This window comes from Mesorhizobium sp. B2-8-9, from assembly GCF_006439475.1.
GTDB lineage: Bacteria > Pseudomonadota > Alphaproteobacteria > Rhizobiales > Rhizobiaceae > Mesorhizobium.
In genome coordinates, this window is record NZ_VFTQ01000008.1 from 50,346 (window position 1) to 73,073 (window position 22,728).

The 22,728-nt window shown below is 63.6% G+C and carries 21 protein-coding genes; 7 read left to right on the top strand and 14 right to left on the bottom strand.

Going from position 1 to position 22,728, the window contains the following annotated elements:
* The first annotated feature begins 95 nt into the window (after positions 1 to 95).
* Positions 96 to 1,007, top strand: coding sequence for a LysR family transcriptional regulator (locus FJ423_RS12275; protein ID WP_140842020.1), 912 nt, complete (start codon positions 96 to 98; stop codon positions 1,005 to 1,007).
* Here the strand turns inward: FJ423_RS12275 and FJ423_RS12280 are convergent, their stop codons facing one another.
* The 8 genes from FJ423_RS12280 to FJ423_RS12315 all read right to left on the bottom strand — a co-directional run bounded on the left by FJ423_RS12280 (position 1,008) and on the right by FJ423_RS12315 (position 11,794).
* The gene (locus FJ423_RS12280; protein WP_140842021.1) at positions 1,008 to 3,329 is read right to left on the bottom strand and encodes a Tex family protein; all 2,322 of its coding nucleotides are present in this window, start codon (positions 3,327 to 3,329) and stop codon (positions 1,008 to 1,010) included.
* A 122-nt stretch (positions 3,330 to 3,451) separates the two neighbouring features.
* Positions 3,452 to 4,630 (bottom strand): serine hydrolase, encoded by a 1,179-nt coding sequence (locus tag FJ423_RS12285; RefSeq protein ID WP_140842022.1) that lies wholly within the window; start codon positions 4,628 to 4,630, stop codon positions 3,452 to 3,454.
* Between the two features lie 30 nt (positions 4,631 to 4,660).
* On the bottom strand, positions 4,661 to 5,857 hold the full coding sequence (locus FJ423_RS12290; protein WP_140842023.1) for a serine hydrolase: 1,197 nt from the start codon (positions 5,855 to 5,857) through the stop codon (positions 4,661 to 4,663).
* 236 nt (positions 5,858 to 6,093) lie between these two features.
* Positions 6,094 to 7,128, bottom strand: a complete 1,035-nt coding sequence (locus tag FJ423_RS12295; RefSeq protein WP_140842024.1) for an extracellular solute-binding protein — start codon at positions 7,126 to 7,128, stop codon at positions 6,094 to 6,096.
* A gap of 27 nt (positions 7,129 to 7,155) precedes the next feature.
* Positions 7,156 to 7,959: an ABC transporter permease gene (locus tag FJ423_RS12300; RefSeq protein WP_140842025.1), complete on the bottom strand. Its 804-nt coding sequence runs from the start codon at positions 7,957 to 7,959 to the stop codon at positions 7,156 to 7,158.
* Complete coding sequence (locus FJ423_RS12305; RefSeq protein WP_140842026.1) at positions 7,952 to 8,875, bottom strand: ABC transporter permease; 924 nt, start codon at positions 8,873 to 8,875, stop codon at positions 7,952 to 7,954. Before FJ423_RS12305 ends, FJ423_RS12300 begins: the two co-directional genes overlap by 8 nt.
* 9 nt (positions 8,876 to 8,884) lie before the next feature.
* Positions 8,885 to 9,985 (bottom strand): ABC transporter ATP-binding protein, encoded by a 1,101-nt coding sequence (locus FJ423_RS12310; protein WP_140842027.1) that lies wholly within the window; start codon positions 9,983 to 9,985, stop codon positions 8,885 to 8,887.
* A 141-nt stretch (positions 9,986 to 10,126) separates the two neighbouring features.
* Positions 10,127 to 11,794: an amidohydrolase gene (locus FJ423_RS12315; RefSeq protein WP_140842028.1), complete on the bottom strand. Its 1,668-nt coding sequence runs from the start codon at positions 11,792 to 11,794 to the stop codon at positions 10,127 to 10,129.
* Between the two features lie 249 nt (positions 11,795 to 12,043).
* Between FJ423_RS12315 and FJ423_RS12320 the strand changes: the two genes are divergently transcribed.
* From FJ423_RS12320 to FJ423_RS12335, 4 genes are all read left to right on the top strand, one after another.
* Entirely contained in the window at positions 12,044 to 12,697 is a 654-nt protein-coding gene (locus tag FJ423_RS12320; protein ID WP_140689327.1) for a TetR/AcrR family transcriptional regulator, read from the top strand.
* A 41-nt stretch (positions 12,698 to 12,738) separates the two neighbouring features.
* On the top strand, positions 12,739 to 13,770 hold the full coding sequence (locus tag FJ423_RS12325; protein ID WP_140842030.1) for a histone deacetylase family protein: 1,032 nt from the start codon (positions 12,739 to 12,741) through the stop codon (positions 13,768 to 13,770).
* A gap of 432 nt (positions 13,771 to 14,202) precedes the next feature.
* Positions 14,203 to 14,913 (top strand): helix-turn-helix transcriptional regulator, encoded by a 711-nt coding sequence (locus FJ423_RS12330; protein ID WP_140842032.1) that lies wholly within the window; start codon positions 14,203 to 14,205, stop codon positions 14,911 to 14,913.
* Complete coding sequence (locus FJ423_RS12335; protein WP_140842034.1) at positions 14,910 to 15,680, top strand: helix-turn-helix transcriptional regulator; 771 nt, start codon at positions 14,910 to 14,912, stop codon at positions 15,678 to 15,680. Before FJ423_RS12330 ends, FJ423_RS12335 begins: the two co-directional genes overlap by 4 nt.
* 161 nt (positions 15,681 to 15,841) lie before the next feature.
* Here the strand turns inward: FJ423_RS12335 and FJ423_RS12340 are convergent, their stop codons facing one another.
* From FJ423_RS12340 to motA, 6 genes are read right to left on the bottom strand one after another with little or no spacing between them, the layout of a single operon-like run.
* Positions 15,842 to 16,279: a hypothetical protein gene (locus tag FJ423_RS12340; protein WP_095766394.1), complete on the bottom strand. Its 438-nt coding sequence runs from the start codon at positions 16,277 to 16,279 to the stop codon at positions 15,842 to 15,844.
* Between the two features lie 17 nt (positions 16,280 to 16,296).
* Complete coding sequence (gene flhB / locus FJ423_RS12345; protein ID WP_140842036.1) at positions 16,297 to 17,379, bottom strand: flagellar biosynthesis protein FlhB; 1,083 nt, start codon at positions 17,377 to 17,379, stop codon at positions 16,297 to 16,299.
* A gap of 24 nt (positions 17,380 to 17,403) precedes the next feature.
* A complete protein-coding gene (locus tag FJ423_RS12350) occupies positions 17,404 to 18,426 on the bottom strand; it encodes a flagellar motor switch protein FliG (RefSeq protein ID WP_140842038.1) in 1,023 nt (340 codons plus the stop codon).
* A gap of 43 nt (positions 18,427 to 18,469) precedes the next feature.
* Entirely contained in the window at positions 18,470 to 18,850 is a 381-nt protein-coding gene (fliN, locus tag FJ423_RS12355; RefSeq protein WP_095766391.1) for a flagellar motor switch protein FliN, read from the bottom strand.
* 30 nt (positions 18,851 to 18,880) lie between these two features.
* Positions 18,881 to 19,816, bottom strand: a complete 936-nt coding sequence (locus tag FJ423_RS12360; RefSeq protein WP_140842040.1) for a FliM/FliN family flagellar motor switch protein — start codon at positions 19,814 to 19,816, stop codon at positions 18,881 to 18,883.
* Positions 19,817 to 19,850: 34 nt separating this feature from the next.
* The gene (gene motA, locus FJ423_RS12365) at positions 19,851 to 20,726 is read right to left on the bottom strand and encodes a flagellar motor stator protein MotA (protein ID WP_095766389.1); all 876 of its coding nucleotides are present in this window, start codon (positions 20,724 to 20,726) and stop codon (positions 19,851 to 19,853) included.
* A 147-nt stretch (positions 20,727 to 20,873) separates the two neighbouring features.
* Between motA and FJ423_RS12370 the strand changes: the two genes are divergently transcribed.
* Both FJ423_RS12370 and flgF read left to right on the top strand, forming a co-directional pair.
* Complete coding sequence (locus FJ423_RS12370) at positions 20,874 to 21,995, top strand: DUF1217 domain-containing protein (RefSeq protein WP_140842042.1); 1,122 nt, start codon at positions 20,874 to 20,876, stop codon at positions 21,993 to 21,995.
* Between the two features lie 7 nt (positions 21,996 to 22,002).
* Positions 22,003 to 22,725 (top strand): flagellar basal-body rod protein FlgF, encoded by a 723-nt coding sequence (gene flgF, locus FJ423_RS12375; protein ID WP_112096306.1) that lies wholly within the window; start codon positions 22,003 to 22,005, stop codon positions 22,723 to 22,725.
* The last annotated feature ends 3 nt before the right edge of the window (positions 22,726 to 22,728 follow it).

Consider the following 22,728-nt stretch of genomic DNA (forward strand, 5'->3'; position numbering starts at 1 on the left):
CCCGACATATTGTTGAGGTGGCCGGCTTATCGGACTCCGCGTGCAAAAAATCAAACGAAATTGCATCACGGATCAATGAGCGTTAGGAATGGACCATGAATGTCCAGCGCCGCCTTCTACCCAACACCGCCGCCCTCGCCGCCTTCGAAGCGGTTGCGCGTCTCGGCTCCTTCACCGCCGCCGCGCGTGAGCTCGACCTGACGCAAGGGGCTGTCAGCCGGCAGATCAGCCTCCTAGAAGAGCAATTCGGTCGCCGGCTGTTCGAACGCGACAGCCGCAACGTCCGGCTGTCGCCGCCCGGCGAGATCTATGCCGAAGCGGTGCGCTCGGCGCTTGGCCAATTACGCGACGCAGCACTTGGATTGATGAGCAATCGGCATAGCGGCGTTCTCAACCTGGCCATCCTGCCGACCTTCGGCACACGCTGGCTGATGCCGCTGATCCCGGATTTCGTCGCCCGCCATCCCGACATCACCATCAACTTCGCCACCCGCATCGGACGCTTCGACTTCGCCCGCGAGCGGCTGGATGCCGCGATCCATCACGGCATGCCCGACTGGCCGGACGCCGATTGCACGCTCTTGATGCGCGAGACCGTAATGCCGGTGGTTTCGCCCGAATTTTTGGCCAGCCGCGACATCGCCACAGCGGCCGACATCAGCCGTCTTCCGCTGCTGCATATGGCGACCCGGCCCGGCGCCTGGAGCGAATGGTTCGAGCATCAGGGGCTGGAGGCGCCGACCGGACCCGGCATGCAGTTCGAGCAGTTCGGCACCGTCGCCCAAGCCTGCATGGCCGGGCTTGGCGTGGCGCTGCTGCCGGAAATCCTGATTGCCGGCGAGTTGCAGCGCGGCCAGCTTGTGCCGGCGCCCGGCCAACCGATGCAGAGCCGCAGCGCCTATTACCTCGTCGTGCCGCACGACAAGCGCGGCCACCCGCCGGTCGCCAGCTTTCGCGACTGGCTGCTGGGCCAGATCGGCAAGGAGCCAGCCGTCCTGGCGTGGTAGCTATTTGCGCTTCATCGCCTCGGCGAGCGCCGCACCGAGCGCGCCCTGCGACGGCCGCTCCGGCTGGCGCTGCGGCGCTGGCGAGCGCGGCGCCGGCTTGCTGCCGCCGTGATCGCGCTGGCCGCCACGGGGCGCCCCGCCCTCGCCGCCATCCTTGCGCATCGAAAGCCCGATGCGCTTGCGCGTGATGTCGACATCGACGACCCGCACCTTCACGACATCGCCGGCCTTCACCACTTCATGCGCGTCCTTGATGAAGCGGTCGGCCAGTTGCGATACGTGCACCAGCCCGTCCTGGTGCACGCCGATATCGACGAAGGCGCCGAAGGCCGCGACATTGGTGACGGTACCTTCGAGCAGCATGCCCGGCTTCAAATCCTTGATATCGTCGACGCCCTCGGCAAAGGTCGCGGTCTTGAAGCCGGGGCGCGGGTCGCGGCCAGGCTTTTCCAGCTCGGCGATGATGTCGCGCACGGTCGGCAGGCCGAAACGCTCGTCGACGAAGACGCGTGGATCCAGCGCCTTGAGGGCGGCGCTGTCCCCCATCAGCGCGCGCACGTCGCGGCCGCAAGCGGCGACGATTTTCTTGGCCACACCATAGGCTTCCGGATGCACCGATGACGCGTCGAGCGGCTCTGTCCCGTTCGGAATGCGCAGGAAGCCGGCACTTTGCTCGAATGCGCGCGGCCCGAGCCGCGCCACCTTGAGCAGGTCCTTACGGCTGGCAAACGGCCCGGCCACGTCGCGATGCGCAACGATCGCCTCGGCCAGCGACGGCCCAAGTCCCGACACGCGCGCCAAAAGCGGCGCCGACGCCGTGTTGAGGTCGACACCGACGGCGTTCACCGCATCCTCGACCACGGCTTCCAGCGAACGGCCGAGCCGGTACTGGTCGACATCGTGCTGATACTGGCCGACGCCGATCGACTTCGGCTCGATTTTGACCAGCTCGGCCAACGGATCCTGCAGGCGCCTGGCGATCGACACCGCCCCGCGCAGCGAGACATCGAGGCCGGGGAATTCCGCCGCTGCCGTCGCCGAGGCCGAATAGACCGAGGCGCCAGCCTCGCTGACGATCACCTTGAGCGGCTTCGGCCCGGCACCTGCCGGCAGGTCCGAAAGCATGTCGGCCACCAGCTTCTCGGTCTCTCGGCTGCCGGTACCGTTGCCGATCGAGATCAGCTCGACCTTGTACTGGCGGATGAGGGCGGCGAGCTCGGCCTGCGTGCCGCGCACGTCGTTCCTGGGTGGAAACGGATAAACGGTCGTGGTCGCCACCAGCTTGCCGGTGCCATCGATCACCGCAACCTTGACTCCGGTGCGGATGCCTGGATCGAGCCCCATGGTCGGCCGCGAGCCCGCGGGCGCGGCCAGCAAAAGGTCCTTCAGGTTGCGGGCAAAGACATGGATCGCTTCTTCCTCGGCCCGCTCGCGCAGGTCGCGCATCAAATCGAGCGTCAGATGTAGCGACAGCTTGATCCGCCAAGTCCAGCCGGCTACGTCCATCAACCATTTATCGCCGGGCAAGCTGCCGCCAATCGCATAGGCATTGGCGATCATCCGCTCGACCGGTTTCACCGGCGATTGATCGTCGGCATCGACCTCGATGTCGAGCGACAGCACTTCCTCGTTGCGGCCGCGCAGCATGGCCAGGGCGCGGTGGCTGGGCACGCCTGCCCAGCGCTCGACATGGTCGAAATAGTCGGAGAATTTCGCGCCGGCCTCCTGCTTGCCGTCGACGACTTTTGCGCGCAGGAAGGCGCGTTCCTTCATATAGGCGCGCAGCTTGCCGACCAGATCGGCATTTTCGGCGAACTGCTCCGACAGGATGTCTCGCGCGCCTTCAAGCGCCGCCTTGGCGTCGGCCACCTCTTCCGTGACATAGGCGAGCGCAAGCTCGGCCGGAATTTTCGAGCGATCGGCGAGGATCGCCTCTGCGAGCGGCCCAAGCCCACGCTCCTTGGCGATTTCGGCCTTGGTGCGCCGCTTCGGCTTGTAGGGCAGATAGATGTCCTCGAGCTCCGCCTTTGTGGCGGCCGCCCCGATCTTGGCTTCCAGCTCCTCGGTAAGCTTGCCCTGCTCGCGGATGGAGCTGATGATGGTCTCGCGCCGCGCATCGAGCTCACGCAGATAGGCGAGCCGCTCGGAAAGGTCGCGCAGCTGCGTATCGTCGAGCCCGCCGGTGACTTCCTTGCGGTAACGCGCCACGAAGGGGACTGTCGCGCCTTCGTCGAGCAGCCCGATTGCCGCCGCTGCCTGTTCCGGCCGCGCGCCGATCTCGGCCGCGATGATTGCTGCGATGCGCTTGATGTCCGATGCCATGCTGGTCCCTGCGGAAAAGAGCGGCGACCATAGGACGGGAGAACCGCTGCGCCAACCGCAACGGTTTCGTCACGCGCCGAAGGTCCACAGAAAACAGCTGTTGGAACCAGCCTCTGACCGGCTCAAACCATGCCGCTCAACGCTTCGAAGAACGCCACGATGTCCCCATCCAGCTTGTCGTCCACCGGTTCCGGCTGCGACGACATCTTGGCGATGACCACGTCCGTCTTCGGATTGACGTAAAGCCACTGGCCGTGAATGCCGATGCCGCAGAAGGCGCCGCTGTCGTGGCCGGTCTGATACCATTTGTTGCGGTAGCGTCCCTTCGGGAACAGGAACGCCATCGTGCCGCGTTGCCAGGCTTCATGGCTGCCGCCGGTGGCGACCGTGTCTCGCACCCAGGCTTCCGGCACGATGCGGCGGCCATTGGCGATGCCGCCCTGCCGCATCATCTCGCCGATGCGGACAAGGTCGCGCGGCGTCATCGACATGCCACCGGCGGTGCGCGCCGTGCCTTCCATGTCGACGGTCACCGACATTTCGCTTCCAGCATCGAGCGGCTGCCACAGTTTCTCGCTGAGCAGGTCGCTGACACGCCTGCCGGAGGCCCGTTCGATCAGGATGCCGAGCACGTCTGAATTGGGCGAACGGTAGCGATAGGTCTGGCCATGCGGCTCGGCAAGCCGCTGGATGGTCATCAGGAACGCGGCGAGGCTTTCGGACCCGCCGCCGGGGTTCCACAGTGTCGAGCGGCGGTAGCGGGCGAAGGCGCTTCCCGGGTCGAGATAGGCTTCCTCGAAATCGAGGCTGACCGTCATGTCGAGCACGTTGCGCACGCTCGCGTCGCCATAGGCTGAGCCCTTGGCTTCAGGGATGTAGTGCGTTACCGGCGCGTTGGGATCGAACAACCCCTCGCCTTCCAGTATGCCTGCGAGGATCGCCGTCACCGACTTGCTGATCGAAAAGATGATGTGGCGCGCTCCGAACGGCATATGCGGCGCCGACCAGTCGCCGACAGGCTTGCCGGCCTTCAGGATCGTCAGCCCGTCCGTGTCGGAACGCTTCAGAAAGCTCTCGACGGTCTCGCTGCCGCCGGCGAGCGATATCCTTTCCTCAAGCAATGCGTCGAGCGGTTTCGCTTGGCTCTCGCCGGCGGGCGCCGCCGCGATATGCGCGCTCGGCACCAGCTCGCCGACATTCTGGAAAGACCATCGGTTGAACGGCGAAAGCCGCCAGTTGTCGAGCCGCACATCCTTGCGGGCAAAGCCGTATCTGGCCTCGAACGCGGTCTTGCCGCTCATGATGCTCTCCCGGATCTTGTTTTTGCGGTTTCAGGCCAGCGCGGCGGCGATGGCATGCACCGCCTTCTGCGTCGCCACCGAATAGGCGGAATTGACGAAATCCGGATAGCTCGAAAGCTTCACAACGACCATCCTGTGTTCCCAGCTCATGTGGATCAATTGGCCGAACACGCCGCGGCACATCAGCGAGCGCGAGCGCGAATCCTCGATCCAGAACTGGTTGCGGTAGCTGCCGTCGGGAAGGCTCGGGCTGAAATTCGGCCCGTGCTTGCCGCTGCGCGTCGCCACGATCCAGTCGGCCGGGATCACGCCGCCGCCATTGTCGAGGATCAGTTGCCCGAAGCGGCCATAATCGCGCAGCGTCGCGTTGAAGCCACCATCGGCCAGCGCATAGCCGGCGCTATCGACGGTGAAGCAGGCGCTCTCGTCGGCGCCGAGCTTCTGCCAGAGCTCTTCCGAGACCAACTGCGCCAGGCGCTTGCCGCTCACCCGTTCCATGATGAAGGCGAGCACGTCGGTCTCGATCGAGCGGTATTCGAACGCCTCGCCATGCGGGCGCACTCTGTCCTTCAGCCGCAGGATCAGCTCGAACAGGTGCGACGGCCATGCAAAGTCCGGCTCGCTGCCCGGCGGGATCGGCTTCCAGCCGGTCGCGACATCGACCTGGCCGATATCGGAATAGCGGTCGGTGTATTCCTCGGAAAAGCGCACGCCCGTCGTCATGTCGAGCACATGCTGCACCGTGGAGCCGGCCCAGCCGGTCTCGACAAGCTCCGGCAGATAGTCGGTGACCAGCTTGTCCGGATCGATCAGGCCGCGCCCGACCAGGATGCCGCACACCGCTCCGGTGATCGACTTCGCCATCGATTGCGACAGATGCAGCGTGCGCTCGTCCATGCCGTTGAAATAACGCTCATAGGCGATCCTGCCGTCCTTCAGCACCAGGAAGCCGTCGGCATAGGTCTCGTCGAGCAGGCCCGCGAGTGTCGTCGGCGCACCGTTGCTGTCGGCCACCGGCAGATCGTCGAGGTCCACCTCCGCGCGATCGAGGCGACGGCGATGGCCGCTGCCGCGCCACACCTCGATGGTCGGCAGGAATTCGCGGATGTGCTGGAAGGCCCAGCGGTTCCAGGGCGGCCGGTCCCAATCGAGCCTCGGCGGCACCAGCCTGGGCGGCGAGCCCTGCATGATCGGCGGCCGCGGATCGGAATTGCGATAGGATTGCATGAGAATTTCCCTGCCGCCCCATGCCGTCCCTTCCGTTTACTTGGATGAGAGCGGTCTGCACAGCGGACGAAAGCCCCCGAATGGGCCTTCGAGTGACGAACGCCCGACGCCATGGCGAAGGGCAGTCCCGGCATGCCAGGTGAGGGGCGGCGCGAACGTGCGAATTGAGCGCTACCCCTCATCCGGCCCCTGACCCGCCCTCTTCCCGCTCGCGCAGGGAAGAAAGCGGCGTGTCGCTATTTCTGAACGTCCGTCCAGATGCGCGTGTAGAGTTGCTGCACCTCGGGCGAGCAGGGGGTGAGGAACTGGCCCGCTTTCTCCAGTTCTGGCGGTACCACCAGCTCGGGCGCATCTTTCATGTCGGCCGGCATGAACGCCTTCGAGCCCTTGATGCCATTCGCATATTTGGCGAAGGCGGAGATCATGGCGGCGTTCTCGGGATCCATGATGAAGTTCATGAACAGCTTGGCGTTGTCGACATTCTTGGCATCCTTCAGGATGGCAACGCTGTCCATGAAAATGGGGAAGCCCTCCTTCGGGTAGCCGAACTTGATGTCGGGGTTCTTGATGCGCGAGCGCATGATGGCGCCGTTCCAGTAGTAGACGGCCGAATAGTCACCGGCCGGCAGCTTCTCGGTCACGCTATAATCCATGGCCAGCCATTTCGGCTTGGCCTCCACCAGCTTGTCGCGCACTTTCTTGAGCAGTTCCTTGTCGTCCGTGCACCAGTCGCCGCCCAGATACTTGATGGTGGCGAACAGCACGTCATTCATTTCCGGCGCGACGTTGATCTTGCCGACCAGTTCCTTCGGCGGATCGAGGAAGATGGCCGACGTGTTGATATCGCCGCCATAAACCTTTGTGTTGACGCCGATACCGGTCACGCCCCACTGCCACGGAACCGTGTAGTGACGGCCCGGATCCCAAGGAACGTTCACCCAGCGCTCGTCGACATTCTTGAAGTTCTCCATCTGGTCGGGCCGGGCCTCCAGCAGAAGCCCTTCCTTCACCCAGATCTGCACGTAGTTGGCCGACGGCACCACAATGTCGAAGCCGTGACCGCCGGCGCGTACCTTGGATAGCGCGGTGTCGTTGGAGTCGTAGTCGGTGATCGTCACCTTGACCTTGTAGGTATCCTCGAACTTCTTGATCATCTCGGGGCTGGTGTAGTCGCCCCAATTAAAGATGTTGAGTTCGCCGTCCGCATACGCGCTGCCCGCAAAGGCAAACAATGCGAATGCCGCCGTGGCGGCCGTTGTCTTCCATTTCATTGCTATTCTCCCGTTGGCAATCGTTGGTTATGGCTTACGCCGATTGACGAAGTAGAACGCGGTTACGAGCACCACCGACAACGCCAGGAACACCGTGGCGATCGCATTGATTTCCGGGCTCGTTTCGCGCCGCAACTGGCCGAGCATGTAGGTGGGCAGCGTATCCTGCCCGCCGGATTTGACGAATTCGGTGATGACCACATCGTCGAGCGAAATGACGAAGGCGAGCATGAAGCCCGCGATGATGGCCGGCCTCAAAAGCGGCAGCGTCACGAAACGGAAGGCTTTCCACGGCGTGGCGTATAGGTCGGCGGCTGCGCGCTCCAGCGTCAGGTCCATGCTCTCCAGCCGCGCCCGGATCGGCAGGTAAGCGAACGGGATGCAGAAGGCGGTGTGCGCGGCGATCAGGTAGCCGAGTCCTGAGTAACCGGTCCAGACCTTGATGCGCGAGAACACGATCAGGAGCGCGACGCCGGTGACTATCTCCGGCACCATCAGCGGCTGGTTGATGAAAGCGTATTTGAAGGTAAGGCCGGGATAGGGCCGCGTGCGGGTCGTGGCAAGCGCAGCCATGGTGGCGGTGATCGTCGACAGCGCGGCAGCCGAGACCGCCAGCACAAGCGAGCGGATGGAGGCGTCCTGCACCGCCGAATTATGCCAGGCCGAAATAAACCAGCGCAGTGAGACACCATCCCAGCGCGAAAGCGAATCCGCCGCGTTGAACGAATAGGCGACGAGTGCCGCGATCGGCAGATAGAGCGCGAAGAAGGTCAGAAGCGCCATGAAGCCGAAGCCGGGCTGCGCCTGGATGTCGAACGGACGCTTAGCCATGGGCGCCCTCCGACCCGGATGCGTTGCGCACGTAGAACAGCAGCGCGATCATCACCAGCACCATGAGCGTAATCGAGATGGCCGCGCCCAGCGGCCAGTTACGGCCCGCGCCGAATTGAAGCTCGATCAGGTTGCCGAGCATCATGTTCTTGCCGCCGCCCAGCACCCGCGGAATGACGTAGGCGCCAAGCGAGGGAATGAACACCAGTATCGAGCCGGCGATGACGCCGGGCTTGATCAAAGGGAAGATGATGCGGCGCAGAACCTGCCAGCGGCCGGCGTAGAGGTCATATCCGGCCTCGACCAGCCTGAAGTCGAGCTTCTCCATCGAGGCGTAGATCGGCAGCACCATCAGAGGCAGGTAGATATAGATCATGCCGAGCAAGATGGCGGTGTCGGTATTCATGATCTGCAGCGGTTGCTTGATGATGCCGAGCGCCATCAGCGCCGTGTTGACCAGCCCTTCGTTGCGGATCACCTGCTGCATGGCGAAGGTGCGGATCAGGAGATTCGTCCAGAACGGAATGGTGACGAGGAAAACCCAGACCTCACGTGTCTTCGGCGGTCGCGTGGCGATGAAATAGGCTGTGGGGAAGCCGAAGAGCAACGTCAGCACGGTGGTGTAGAAGGACAGGCTTATCGAACGCCAGAAGATGGACAGATGCGCGTCCGCCAGGCCCAGCGTGTCGTCGAAGATGTCACGCTGGAACAGGACCGATGTCCATCCGTCCAGCGAGAAGGTGCCGAACTGCACGTCGCCATAGTCGCCCTTCAGCATGAAGGAATAAGCCAACATCACGAAAAGCGGCCCAGTGGCAGCCAGAAGGATGATGACGAGCGCCGGCGCCGAGAGCAGCCAGCGGTCGCGTATGTCCCTGGCGTCGGCGGCGCGAGCAATTTCCTCGGCGTTGGCCATGATTGTCCTCTAGTCCTTCAGCGCCTGAGCGGCATTCGGGCCGATCGCGACGCCCACGCGGTTGCCCGGCGCAAGCGCTTCGCCACCGCCGCGGCTGTTCTGCCGCCGCACGATGAAGGCGCTGCCGTCGTCGAGCTTGAGATGGAGATGCGTGTCGGTGCCGAGATAGACGACGTTCTCGACCGTGCCCCTGAGCGAAGCATTGGCGTCGGCCGGACCGATCTGGGCGTGCTCCGGCCGCACCACGAGCGTAACGCTGCCCGACGGCGTAAAACCTTCCGGCAACGATGCCGGGATTTCCGCACCGGTCGATAGCCTGACGGTGGCGCGCCCATCGGCCGCGCTTTTCACCTCGCCCTCGATGAAATTCGTCTCGCCGATGAAGTCGGCGACGAAGCGTTCGGCGGGCCGGTCGTAGATGTCGCGCGGCGTGCCGACCTGCAGGATCTTGCCGGCCGACATGACCGCGATGCGGTCGGACATCGTCAGCGCTTCTTCCTGGTCATGGGTGACGAAGATGAAGGTGATGCCGGTTTCGTGCTGCAGACGCTTCAGTTCGATCTGCATCTCCTTGCGCAGCTTGTAGTCCAGCGCCGACAACGGCTCGTCGAGCAAGAGCACCTTGGGCTGCGGCGCCAGCGCGCGGGCCAGCGCCACGCGCTGCTGCTGGCCGCCCGAGATCTGGCTGGTGCGACGCGCCTTCAGCGCCTCCATCTTGACCAGCTTCAGCATCTGGGCGACACGCGCTTCGGTCTCTCCTTTCGGCTTGCCGAGCATCTCCAGCCCGAAGCCGATATTCTGCGCCACCGTCATGTGCGGGAAGAGCGCATAGCTCTGGAAGACGGTGTTGACCGGACGCTTGTAGGGCGGCAGCGGCGCGATGTCCTGCCCGTGCAGCAGGATCTCGCCGGCGGTCGGAAAATCGAAACCGGCAATCAATCTCAGCAGCGTCGTCTTCCCGCATCCGGACGGGCCGAGCAGTGTGAAAAACTCGTTCTCGCGGATCGACACCGACACGGTGTCGAGAGCGGCTACCTGGTTCTCGCCTGTTCCAAAGACCTTGCGAACACCGCGAACTTCGATCGCGTTCTTACCCGGTTGTTCCGGCACGATTACCCCATTGAGAGCGCCTGCTCTTGTCGGCAGGTGTGTTCCTGTTTTGATTGTCACCACAAGCCGATCGGCTTGGCAACTGCGCAGCAGTGACTCGATCCCGAGTCCCCATTCAATTAAGCAATTCCTATGCCATCGTTAGGCTTGATAGGTGATCCTCCCCCCACAGATGGTGGTCACCGGATGAACGGTGTGCAGCGCCTCCGGCGCGGTCGCCTCGATATCGGCCGACAAAACGACGATATCGGCGAGATATCCGGTTTTGAGGCGGCCCTTGCGGTGCTCGTTGAACTCCGCATAAGCGCCCTCCACCGTGTAGCCCTCTATTGCTTCCTGCAACGAGAAGCTCTGGTCCGGCATGCCTTCTGCCCAAGGCTTGCGCATCACTGCCGCCTGGATCGACAGGATCGGATCGACCGGCGAGACCGGCCAGTCGGACGCGAACACCACGCGCGCGCCGGCGTTTTTCAGCGTGCGCCAGGCATAGCTCAACGGCCATTTGTCGCGGCCGATGCGCGAGATCGTCGGCTCGAGCGGGAAGTTCATCGCGCCGGGCGGATGCGCCGGCTGCATCGACGCCAACACGCCGAGCTCGGCGAAACGCGGCACGTCGGCGGCCGTGATCACCTCGATATGCTCGACGCGATGCCGGCTGTCGCGCCGACCGTTCTTCTTCAGCGCCGCCTGGTAGCCGTCGAGCACTGCCCGCACGGCGCCGTCGCCGATCGAATGCACGGCAATCTGCAGCCCGCGCCTGTCGGCCTCGACCGCCACCTCGGCGAAATGTTCAGGCGAAAACAGCGGCTCGCCCCGCCATCCGGGCCGATCGGCATAGTCGTCGACCATCACCGCCGTCCAGGAATCCAGCACGCCGTCATAGAAGAGCTTGACCATGCCGGACGACAGCCACTCGGAATTGTAGCTCGCGGCCATCCGCGAGGCTTTTTCAAGCATGTCCAGCTTCATGAAATTCTTGAAGTGAAACGGGATCTTGGTGCGGCAAAGGAGCCGCCCCTCTTTTTCCAGCCCGGCCAGCAGCTCGAGCTGGTAGAGATTGCCGTCCATGTTCTGGATCGAGGTGATGCCATGCTTGGCACACCATTCAAGGCCGCGATGCATCAGATCGCGATCGGCCGCCAATTCCGTCTCCGAAGGATATGGATCCGGCTCGGCGCCCTCGAGGCCAAGCCGGGCCCGGCTCGCCCCGTAATGGTCGAGGACCGGACCGAATGCCTCGCTATCGCGCAGCTCGCCGGCGGCAAGCCCGTCGGCGCCCATGACGATCTCATTGCCCTGTCCGACCTGCCTACCCTGGAGCAAGCCGGCCTCTTCCAGCGCCTTGGTATTCGCCCACATCGTGTGGTGGTCCGAAGCTGACATGGCGAAGGGACGGTCGGGAATGATGCGGTCGAGATCGTGGCGCGTCACCGGCTCCGGCAGGATGGCGTAGTCGACGCCGGCGCCGATCAGAAGCCTGGCGTCCGGGCGCTTCGCCGCGAAATCCTGGATCGCGTCGCGCAGCGCCTCGAAGCCGTGCACACCCGCCAGATGCAGATTGTCGAGCTCGGCCGCGCCGCCGAACAGATGCATATGCGCCTCGATGAAGCCCGGCAGCACCGAGCCGCCTTGGGCGTCGACGACCTTGGTGGCCGGTGTCTTGATGTCTTCTATAGAAGCGCGGCTACCGATGGCGATGATGGCGCCGTCCTTGACGGCAACGGCCTCGGCAGCGGGATTGTCATTGTCCATGGTCAGCACGCGGCCGTTGACGACCACAAGATCCGCACCACCATCCGCAACCGACATCGCGACTCCACATTTTGCTGAGGGACCGGCAACCCCAGATCCAACGAGCCGCCGCTCCACATGGACAGCGCCGTGGGACAAATCGATGCCGATGCGCCGTCTTCGAAATTCCCCTTGTTATCGTGGAAGACAGCGTGGATAAAGAATGCGACTGATTATTCGCGTTTGTCAACATGCCGGATTTAGAATGTACTGTGGACTGCACCGCGCGCCGATGGCGAGGCCGAGCGGGGAACGGGGGCGACAGCAGTGAAGCGCAGTCTCGACCGCAAGACCAGGATAGCGCTCGAACCGCGCAAGCAGCCGCGGCAACAACGGTCAAGCAAGGTGGTCGACAGAATCCTCGATGCGGCCCTGATCCTGACGCGAGAGCAAGGAACCAGAACGCCGACGACGCTCGCCATCGCGCAGCGCGCGGGCCTGTCGGTGGGCTCCGTCTATCAGTACTTTCCCAACAAGGAAGCCATTCTTCTGGACCTGGCCCGGCGCTGGCTGTCGTCTTTTCCCGAGGTGATCCGGAAACGCATCAACGTCCCCCGGCCGACCAACCGTGACGAGTTTCGGCGCGAGGTGCGCAAGCTCTTCGCCGACACATCGAGGCTCTATCTCGAAAACGCCACGCTGATGCCGGTGATCGAGGCAATATCCGGCAACGCCGACCTGAGGCCAATCCAGGACGAATACGACAAAGAGATCGTCGCCCTTTACGCCGCGTGGCTGCGGCATGTGAATCCGGCGCTTGAGGACAAGATCGCCAGTCGGCTCGGCGTGCTGATGATGGAAGTCGGCCATGTCTGCCGGCTTGTCGGGCTGAAGAGAGACCGCAGGACCTACGACCTCATCGAGGACGATGTGGAAACAATGTGGCTCGCCCTGGTCAGCCCCCATCTCAATCTCGAGTGATTTCGCACTTCCAACCGATTTCGCACTTCCAGGGAGTTTCCATGAAAACTGTCTATTCGCCACTTCATGCCGGCCATTCAGGCCAGATGGAACTGGTCACGTCGGCGATCGTGCCGGGTTTCGAGAAGCCGTCGCGGGCGGAATTCATCAAGGCGCGAGTTGAGAGCGAGAAGCTCGGGCCGATCATCGGACCGACCGAGCACGACCTCGCCGCCGCGAAACGTGTGCATGAAGCCGCCTACATCGATTTCCTGCCGACGGTGTGGCCGCAATGGGTCGCCGCCGGCTTCACGGGATCGGCGATGGGGTTCACCTGGCCGACGCGCGGCCTGCGCGGCGATGTGCCGCCGAAGCGCGTCGATGCCTTGCTCGGCTATTATTCCTTCGACGCCGGGGCCACCTTCGTCGAAGGCACCTGGGCGGCGATCAAGTCGTCCTATGATGTGGCGCTGACCGCCGCCGCTTTGGTCAAGGACAGCGAGCGCGGCGCCTTCGCGCTTTGCCGCCCGCCCGGCCATCATGCCGGCGCTGCCTTCATGGGCGGCTACTGTTTCATCAACAACGCCGCCGTCGTCGCGCAGTGGTTCCGCGACCACGGCGCCAAGCGCGTTTCAATCCTCGATGTCGATTACCATCACGGCAACGGCACGCAGGAAATCTTCTATCGCCGCGGCGACGTCCAGGTGCTCAACCTGCATGGCGATCCGATGGTCGAGTATCCCTTCTTCCTCGGCCATGCCGACGAGCGCGGCGAAGGCGACGGCGAAGGCTTCAACATCAATTACCCGATGCCTTTCGGCACCGATTGGGACGGCTGGAGCGCGTCGCTTGAGGACGCCTGCGCCAGGCTCGCGGCCTACGCCCCTGATGTCGTCATCGTCTCGCTCGGCGTCGATACTTTCGAGAAGGACCCGATCAGCCAGTTCAAGCTGAAGAGCGAGGATTATCCCAAGATCGGTCGCCGTATCGCCAAGCTCGGCCTGCCGACGTTGTTCGTCATGGAAGGCGGCTACGCCGTGGAAGAGATCGGCATCAACGCCGTCGGCGTGCTGACCGGCTTCGAGGATCGCTAAGCCCCTGTTCAAGGCCATGCGCTCCCGGATGCAACCGGGGGCGTATTTTTTTTACGACCTCGCCTCGAAATCATCGACTCAATTCAGCTTTGAACTACCGCCAAATAACGCGAAGACCGGCTGCTGAGTCGCAATGCGAGTCCATCGGATTCGATTTTGTCAAATCGCGTTTGATGTCAGATTCATCTGCGGGTAGATTAGACCCGAATCAGCCGGTCCACGGGGGCGCGGCGACCACCCAAAGTCTCGAGTCCGGCGCCAGGCCGGCACCAGACGCGGACGGTTTCGCGTTCCCTAGAAGGATTCGGCGCGGTTGGGCGCCGTTCGCGCCCGTGAGTGTGTCTTCGTAAACGTGACGCGTTTCGGGTCCGGCCGTTGGCTTCGCCAGCACCGGGCACAAGGATCGATTCCGGCAAGAATCCAAGAATTAAAATGAGCAGTCCCGCCGCGCTTCTCCAACCCGACGCTTCAGGCTCGCGCCTGACGTCGCGCGGCGATCTCACCAGCTTCTTCATGCAGCTTGCCGCCGATATCGGCGCCGACAGCTACATGCTGGTCGCCATCGTGCATGACCAGGACCGTAACGATGCGCGCATCGTCTCCTCCAACTGGATCTTCGACGCCATCGAGCTGATCGGCAAAAGGCTGATCGCCAATTTGGCGCTAGGCCCCTTGACCGTGGCGCCGGGCGTACGCCCGAAACCGTTGGTGGCGGCGCACGCGCCCGACGCCGGTGCGTTGCTGAACGGCGAGGAAGCCCGCCTGCTCGACGTGCTCGGTCACGCCGAAATCTATTCGCTGCGGCTCAATGTCGGCCGGCAGCGCCTGTTCGTGCTGTTCTCGGCTGCCGAGGCAGGCAGGATCGACCTGGCCGCCCTGATGAAGGCGCAGATCAAATGCTGTTATGCGCTTTCCAGCATTCCGCAGCTGATCGCGGCGGCATCCATGCAGGACCCGCTGTCGGACCGCGAGCGCGAATGTCTGTTCTGGGTTTCGGAAGGCAAGACCACCGATGAGGTGGCCGTCATCCTCGGTGTCTCGTCGAACACCGTCAACAGCTACATCACGCACGCCATCCAGAAGTTCGCGGCCAGCAACCGCGCGATGGCGATCGCGACCGCGATCAGGAGCGGCATCATTTGAAGCACGCACAGGTCAAAGAGGCGGCCGCCGCCCTTTTCAACGATCAGCGCAATCCGTTCGGCGCCTTCTCGCTCGGCTCGGAGACCCATCAAGCGGTCACCATTCCGGATGCCGTGCGTCGCTGCCGCTGGATTGCTGTCGATATCAACGCCTCGGCCTTCGGTCTCTATTTCGTCAGCCCATCGCCCGAGCGCGCGCGTCTCGTGGCGTGTTTTGATTCCGACTATCCCGGCACCGCGGTCGCGACCAAATTCCTCTCCGGCGCCAATGGCGAGGACATGGTGCGCCACAGCCGGCTCTCGACGGCGCCGCGCTGGTGGGCCGACGACGGCAGCGCCGGATCGCGGCAGGTCTTCCATTCGCTCGCTTGGGCCGAGCCGACCACGCCGCTGGCGCCCGGCACCAACGGCATCGCCTTTCCGGTACATGCCGATCGCGGCCAATGCGGGCTGGTCGTCTTCCTCGGCTCGGAGATCGCGCTGTCCGACGAAACGCTGTGCGAGATCCACGCCCGCTCCTTCGCGCTTTTCGCGGCGGTCGCCCGCATCCGCCCCGGCGACACCGGCAGGGCGCGTTCAATCTCCAAGCGCGAGCTGGAATGCCTGAAGCTGACCGCCAACGGCAACACCAGCGAGGAGATCGCCAAGCTCCTCAAGCTCTCGGTGCATACCGCCAACCAGTACCTCACCCAGTCGACGCAGAAGCTCAACGCGGTCAACCGCAACCAGGCGGTCGCTAAGGCGTTGCGGCTCGGCTTGATCGAGTGACGTCACGCCTGCGGCGCTGAACGTGCCGCGGCTAAAGCATGTCTCCCGAAAGTGGGAACCGGTTTCGGGGCAAAGACATGCGCAAAATCAAAAGCCTAAAGCGCAGGGAGCGAATCCAAAAGATTGCGACGCGCTTTAGGTTGGCTCGCCTGCTATCAATCTCAGGGGAATGCCAGCGGCTCGGTCCTGCGGATGCGCGCCTCTTCGATCGCGTCCTCGAGCAAGGCCGTGTTGTGCTCGGGCGTCTCGCCAGGCTTCTCGAACGACACGTAGTTGACCGTCACGGCTGCCTCGTGCTCGATCAGCGTAAGCTGGAAATAGACCGTCACGCCGCGCGGCCGAAGCTCGAGGTCGAGCACGATGCGCGGGCTGCCGCTCCAGTCGACATGCGCCTCGCCGCCATGGCCGAGCCGCAGCATGCCCGGCCGGAAGTAGAGCTCGGCCGCCGAATCCACCAGGTCCGAGAGGCAGGCGAAATGCTCAAGCCGGATGAAGGCGATATAGTCGGCAACGTCGATGAGCCTCAATTCGCCCACCACGGGCTCGATGGCGCTGGCGACGATCAGCTCGCGGGAATTGGCGTGTGGTTGCCGGTCCATGGGTTAGCGGCGTCCGTTCATTGGGTTGCTTTTCGCGCTGCCTTCTTCGAGTAGACGATCCGCACCAACTCGGCGACCGCCTGGTAGAATTGCGACGGGATCACGCTATCAACCGAAACTTGCTTGTACATGGAGCGCGCGAGCGCCACGTCCTCGAAGATCGGGATGTTGTTCTCCCTGGCGATCTCACGGATCTTGAGCGCCACCAGGTCCTGTCCCTTGGCCAGCACGATTGGCGCGGAATCCTCCTCGCGCACATATTTCAGCGCGATCGAATAGTGCGTCGGATTGGCGATCACCAGCGTCGCGCGCGGCACGGCCGTCATCATGCGTTTGCGCGCCCGGTCGCGCGCCAGCGAGCGCAGCCGCGACTTGACGATCGGATCGCCTTCCGACTGCTTCAGCTCGTCCTTGACTTCCTGCTTGGTCATGCGCAGGTCGCGCCGCCAGTGGAAACGCGACCAGACGATGTCGACCACCGCGATCAGCCCCATGACGAAGACGATCGCCACCAATATGTCGACGAAGATGCCGCGTATGACCAGGCCGAACGAGACCGGATTGGTGATCATGCCGGCGAGCAGCTTGCGATGGTCTTCCGAGAGCGTGAAGCTCAGCACCGCGATGGCAAAGCCGAGCTTGGCCAGCGACTTCAGGAACTCGACCCAGCCCTGCACGCCGAACATCCGGCTCCAGCCCTTGGCGATCGAGATGCGCGACAGCTGCGGCCTGATCCGCTCGCCGACGATTTGCGGCATGTTCTGGAACACCGAGGCGCCGATGCCGGCAACCGTCAAGAGCACCAGCAGGCTGACGACGGCGCCGCCGATCTCGACCAAGACCTGCTTGTAGAGCGAGATGACGTCGGTCTCGGTGTCCATCGGCCAGGCTTCCGGCTTTTCCAGGAACGTCGACAAGAACATGCCGAGATCGACGATCGCGTCCTTGGCGTAGAAAACGGCGAAAACCAGTATGGCGAGGAAGGAGGCAAAGATCGCGGTCTCACGCGAATGGGGCAGCTTGCCCTGTTCGATCGTGTCGCGGATCTTCTTTTCTGTGGCTTCCTCTGTTTTGGAATCCTTGTCGACCGCTTCAGCCATGGCGTCCTGACCGGGCTATGATCGTCAGGCGGCTTCGGCGGTGGCGGTCTGCGTCGAGGGCAGCTCGAAAGCCCCTTCGCGCGACAGCCGGATGGCGGCGACCGATATGCTCTTGCGCGCCGCCATGATGTCGGCAAGGGCAATGCCTTCCGATCCTTGTCCGAGCTCGGATTCGATCATGCGGCGGGAGCGTGCGCCGATCGCCGAGAGCACCGATTCGACGAGTTCCGGCGGCGCGCCGCGCAGCGCCAGCGTGACCAGTTCTGTCGATAGCCCGTCGAACAGCAGAACCCGGGCTTTTTGCGGCAGCAGCGGCAGATCGTCGAAGGCGAACAGCCGCGACCTGACGCCGGCAAGATCTGGCGTGCCGGCTTCCTCCAGGTCCTGCATAAGGTCGTCCAGTTCCGGCTTCGCCATTTCATTGAGCATGCTGGCGACGCGCTCCTGGCCGGCAGTGGTGTCCCGGCTGGCTTTCTGCGACAGCACGCTCACGCGCAGCTGGTTCTCGACGATCCGCGATGCCGCGTCCGGGATGTTGGCCATTGTCACCATGCGCTTGATGATCTGGCTACGCATCGGTTTTTCCATGGTGAGCAGCACGTTGGCGGCTGTCTGCGGCGCAAGCTTCGACAGCACCATGGCGGATGTCTGCGGATGCTCGCCGGCAAGGAAGGAGCCGAGACGCGCCGGCTCGAGCTTTTCTAGGTCCGGCCAGATCGGCGCGGGTCCTTCCGGGACCGGCTCGAACTTCTTGTCGCCCATGATGGCGCTCATTTCCTCGGGCGACAGCGATTCGTTGAGGATCGTATCCATCCGGTCTGCTGAATCGAGCAGGCCGGCGCCCTCGGTGAACTCGGCTTCGAACTCGGCGACGATCCGTTCCAGATCAGCCTGCGGAATGGTGCGTAGGAGACGCGCGCCCTCGATCAGCGCCTTCAGCTCGTCCTGTTTGAAGAATTTGAGCAGGCGGCTGGCCGCGGGCTTGCCCATGGCCACCAATATGGCCGCCGCCTTTTGCGGACGTGTGAGCGCCAATGCCGTCGTCATGCGTGTTGTCCTCGCTGCCGATTGGTCCGCCCGCCGGCCATTCTCAGGCGCTCTTCGTCGCGGCGATGATTTCGGTGAGCCGGATACCGAAACGCGTCGGATCGCTTTCCAGCACCGTGATCTCGCCGCGCGCTATTCTGCGGCCGTTGACCACGACGTCGACCGGCTCGCCGATACGGCGATTGAGCGCGACCGTGGAACCCTTCTGCAGCGCCATCAGCTCCGACACCGGCATCTCCGTGCTGCCGAGGATGATCTGGACGTCGACCGGAATGGTCATGATGATCGAGGAATTGGCGCTCGACTGAAGGGCGGCGTCCGGACGCCTCTCCTCTTCCCGCAGCACGCCGCGCAGTTCCTCGATGGCGCGGTCGAGCTGCTCGTCGGGCTGATCGGGTTCGGCTTCCACCTTGGTTTTTGCCATCTGTCGTCTCCATGAATCCCGTGCCTGGCGTCAGCCCGGCATCAGTCCGTCGATGAAATCCTGCCCGGCGTCATGCGGATGGCTGATGCGGACGGTGTAGTTCTGCCCCAGCTTGCCGAACTCGCAGACAAACAGTGTCTTGTCGCGGGCGCTGAGCCTGGCGTTGAGCTGGGCGTTCTCCTCCAATTCGATCACCTGGCCGGGCTCGAACGCGGCGAGGTCGCCGAGCGTCAGCCGGGCGAGGGGCATCGTCGCTTCGAGCCGGACGGTCGAGCGCATCACCTCTTCGGAGAAGCGGGCCCGCCAGTCGAATTCACTGGCTTCGCCTTCTTCAGTTCTGGCGGTGGCTCCGCGCGTAGACAGAAGGACGCGCTGCGGAATCATCACCGTGATGGTGCCGGTATCGGTCGGCGTGGAGACACCGAACACGATGCGGACCGCGGCGCCGTCGCGCAGCACGCGCCGCCTCGCTTCGCCGCCAGACGTCGCCTTTGGCACCGGCAGGCGCAGCTCGAGCGAGCGCTTGCCGGATCCGTTGAGCGCCGCCGCGACCTCCTGGAACACCATGGTCGCGACATCGGCCTCGATCTGCGACAGGTCGCGCTCGATCGGCGCCACCGGCTGGTCGGGATCGCCGCCGAACAGCGCGCTCACCATGACGGCCACCGCATGCGCATCCATCACCAGCGTCATAGCGTCGGCCGAGGCCGGCGAGGACACGATGGTCAGCGCGAAGGCATCGCCGGCGCGCGAACGCGCCTCTGGAACGCGGCCGACCTCTACCACTTGCAGCTCGACGGTCACCGCCGCGCCGAGTTCTGCGACAAGCGCCTTCTGCAGCAACGGCAGCGCCCGCTCCGCCATGCCGCGGCCGACGCCGATCACCTGCGCCGCCTCGCCGCTGTCGCCGACGAGCCGCTCGATGATCAAGGCCCGCGTTTCTGACGGACTGGCCGGACTGGTCATGACGGCAGGCGGCCCTGTCTGCGATGGAGCATGCTCAGGCCGCCTTCTTCTCGGCGGTGCCGGCGTTCATGGTGCTCTGCTCCACCGCATCGATCGTCGGACGTTCGTAAGAGGATATGGTCTTGCGGCCGAATTCGATCGCCACCTGCGGCAGGGCGCCGTTCATATACGCAAGCAGTGTCTGTTTGACGATGATGTAGAGGCGGTTCTTCTTTTCGCGCACCGTCTTGATCTTGGTGGCCACCGGACCGACCACGGCATAGGACAGGAAGATGCCGAGGAAGGTTCCGACGAGTGCCGCGCCGATCAGGCCGCCGAGGATTTCCGGCGACTGGTCCAGCGCACCCATCGCCTTCACCACACCGAGCACGGCCGCGACGATGCCCAGCGCCGGCAGGCCGTCGCCGACCGCGACCATCGCGTGATAGGCCTTCAGCTTGTCGGTACGGATCGTCTGGATCTCCTCGTCCATCAGCGCCTCGATCTCATGCGAGCGGGCGTTGCCGATGATGATGATGCGGCAGTAGTCGCAGATGAAATGGGTCAGGTCGTGGTTCTTCAGCACGGTCGGAAAGGCCTGGAAGATGGCCGACTCCTCCGGATTGTCGATATGCGCCTCGACCTCGCTGCGCGACTTCGAGCGCAGCTCGCGCATCAGGCTGTGCAGGACGCCCAGCGTCTCGAGGTAGTCGCGCTCCTTCGGCACCGCCTGCTTGAAGGCTTCGAGAATGCCCTTGCCGGTATCCTTGACCGTCTTCATCGGATTGGCGACGAGGAAGGTGCCGAGGGCGGCGCCGCAGATCACCACCGCTTCCCACGGCTGCAGCAACACATGCAGATGGCCGCCCATGGCCATGAAGCCGCCGAGAACGCAGCCGAGCGTCACCACAAGTCCGATCAGAATGCCCACGACAGGTCCTTCCGCATGTCACATCGTGGATCAGGGATAGTCCCCGTGCCTTGTGTGAGGCTTGAATCGAGGCAGCGAACGCGATTCAGCTTCGCGCAAGGAAGTGACGCTATTGTGCGGGGATAGCTTCGGCCGGAGGCATGCCCTTTGCTTAGCACCTACATCAGCTACCAGTTGATCGCCAAAGACATCCCTAAGTCTATCGCCCGCATCGAGCAGCAGCCGACGGTCGATCGCGATACCCAATACTATCTGGCCAACATCACCAAGGTGAAATCGATCGACGATTTCGTCAACAACGACCGCCTGTTCAAATACGCCATGAAGGCTTACGGGCTGGAGAACATGGACTATGCCAAGGCCTTTATGGTCAAGGCGCTGAAGGAAGGCGTCTCCAATCCCGACAGCTTCGCCAACAAGCTGACCGACAAGCGCTACGCGCAGTTTGTCGCCGCATTCAACTTCGCGGCGGATGGCGCCGATGCGACGGTCTACAATCCGGCGCAGCAGCTGGTCACGAAGAACTACGCAATGCAGGCTGAGATCGCCGGTCTCGACCCGGATTCGGACTATGTGAAGGGCGAGACGACATATTATCTCGCCAACATCACCAAGGTGAAATCGGTCGACGACCTGATGTCGAACGACCGGCTCTACACCTACGCGCTGGCCGCATTCGGTCTCGACTCCGCCACCGAAGACAAGGACCTGATCAGGCAGGTCCTTGAGGGCGGTGTGCGCGATGCGGACAGCGTTGCCAACAAGCAGACCAACAAGGCCTATGCCGGGCTGGCCTCGGCCCTCAACTTCGAGCAGTACGGCGCAAATGCCACCACCTATGTTCCAGCGCAGCAGCCGACCGTCGACAAATACCTGCGCCAGACCTTGGAAGAGGACGCCGGCCAGACCAACGAGGGCGTGCGGCTGGCGCTCTATTTCCAACGCAAGGCGTCGGACATCACCAGCTGGTACGACGTGCTGGCCGACACCGCTTTGGCCAGCGTGGCGCGTACCGCGCTCGGCCTGCCCGATTCCTTCGCCACCGCCGACATCGACAAGCAGGCGCAGCTGTTCGAGCAGAAGCTCGACATCAAAGACTTCACCGACCCCGAGAAGCTCAGCAAATTCCTGACCCGCTTCACCAGCATGTACGAGATCAACCACCCGACCTCGACGGCGGTGACGTCTGTCAGCGTGCTCTTCGCGCAGCCGACCAGTGTCGGCATCTCCACCGATTTGATGATGGCCATGCAGCAGTTGAAGTTCTGAGAAGATCATGCAGGACAGCCTTTACGTCGCCCTTTCCTCTCAGATCGCGCTCGAGCGCCGTCTCGACACCATAGCCGACAATGTCGCCAACGCCTCGACTATCGGCTTTCGCGCCACCGGCGTGAAGTTCGAGGACGTGGTCTCGGGCACCGGGCCGAAGTCGGTTTCCTTCGCCTCTTCCGGCAAGACCTATCTTTCCGGCGCGCATGGCGCGTTGACCGAAACCGGCAACCCGTTCGACTTTGCCGTGCAGGGCGACGCATGGTTCGCCATTGACACGCCCGCCGGCACGGTGATGACGCGCGACGGCCGCTTCTCCATGAACGAGAACGGCGAATTGATGTCGATCGAAGGCTACCCCGTCCTGGACGGCGGCGGCGCCCCGATCCAGCTCGATCCGCGCAACGGCCCGCCCAAGGCGGGTGCCGACGGCTCGCTCAGGCAGAACGATCAGCTGGTCGGCGCGATCGGCCTCTACAATTTCGACCCCGGCGAGAATTTCGTCCGCTATGGCAATTCGGGTGTCGTTCCGGCGCGCACGCCCGAACCCGTCACCGACCGCTCGGACGTCGGTATCGCCCAAGGGTTTCTGGAAGAGTCGAACGTCAACCCGGTGCTGGAAATGACTCGGCTGATCCAGGTGCAGCGCGCTTTCGAGAACACGGCGGCGCTGATGCGGCAGACCGATTCCTCCACCGACGACGCGATCAAGACGCTCGGCTCGAAGTGACGG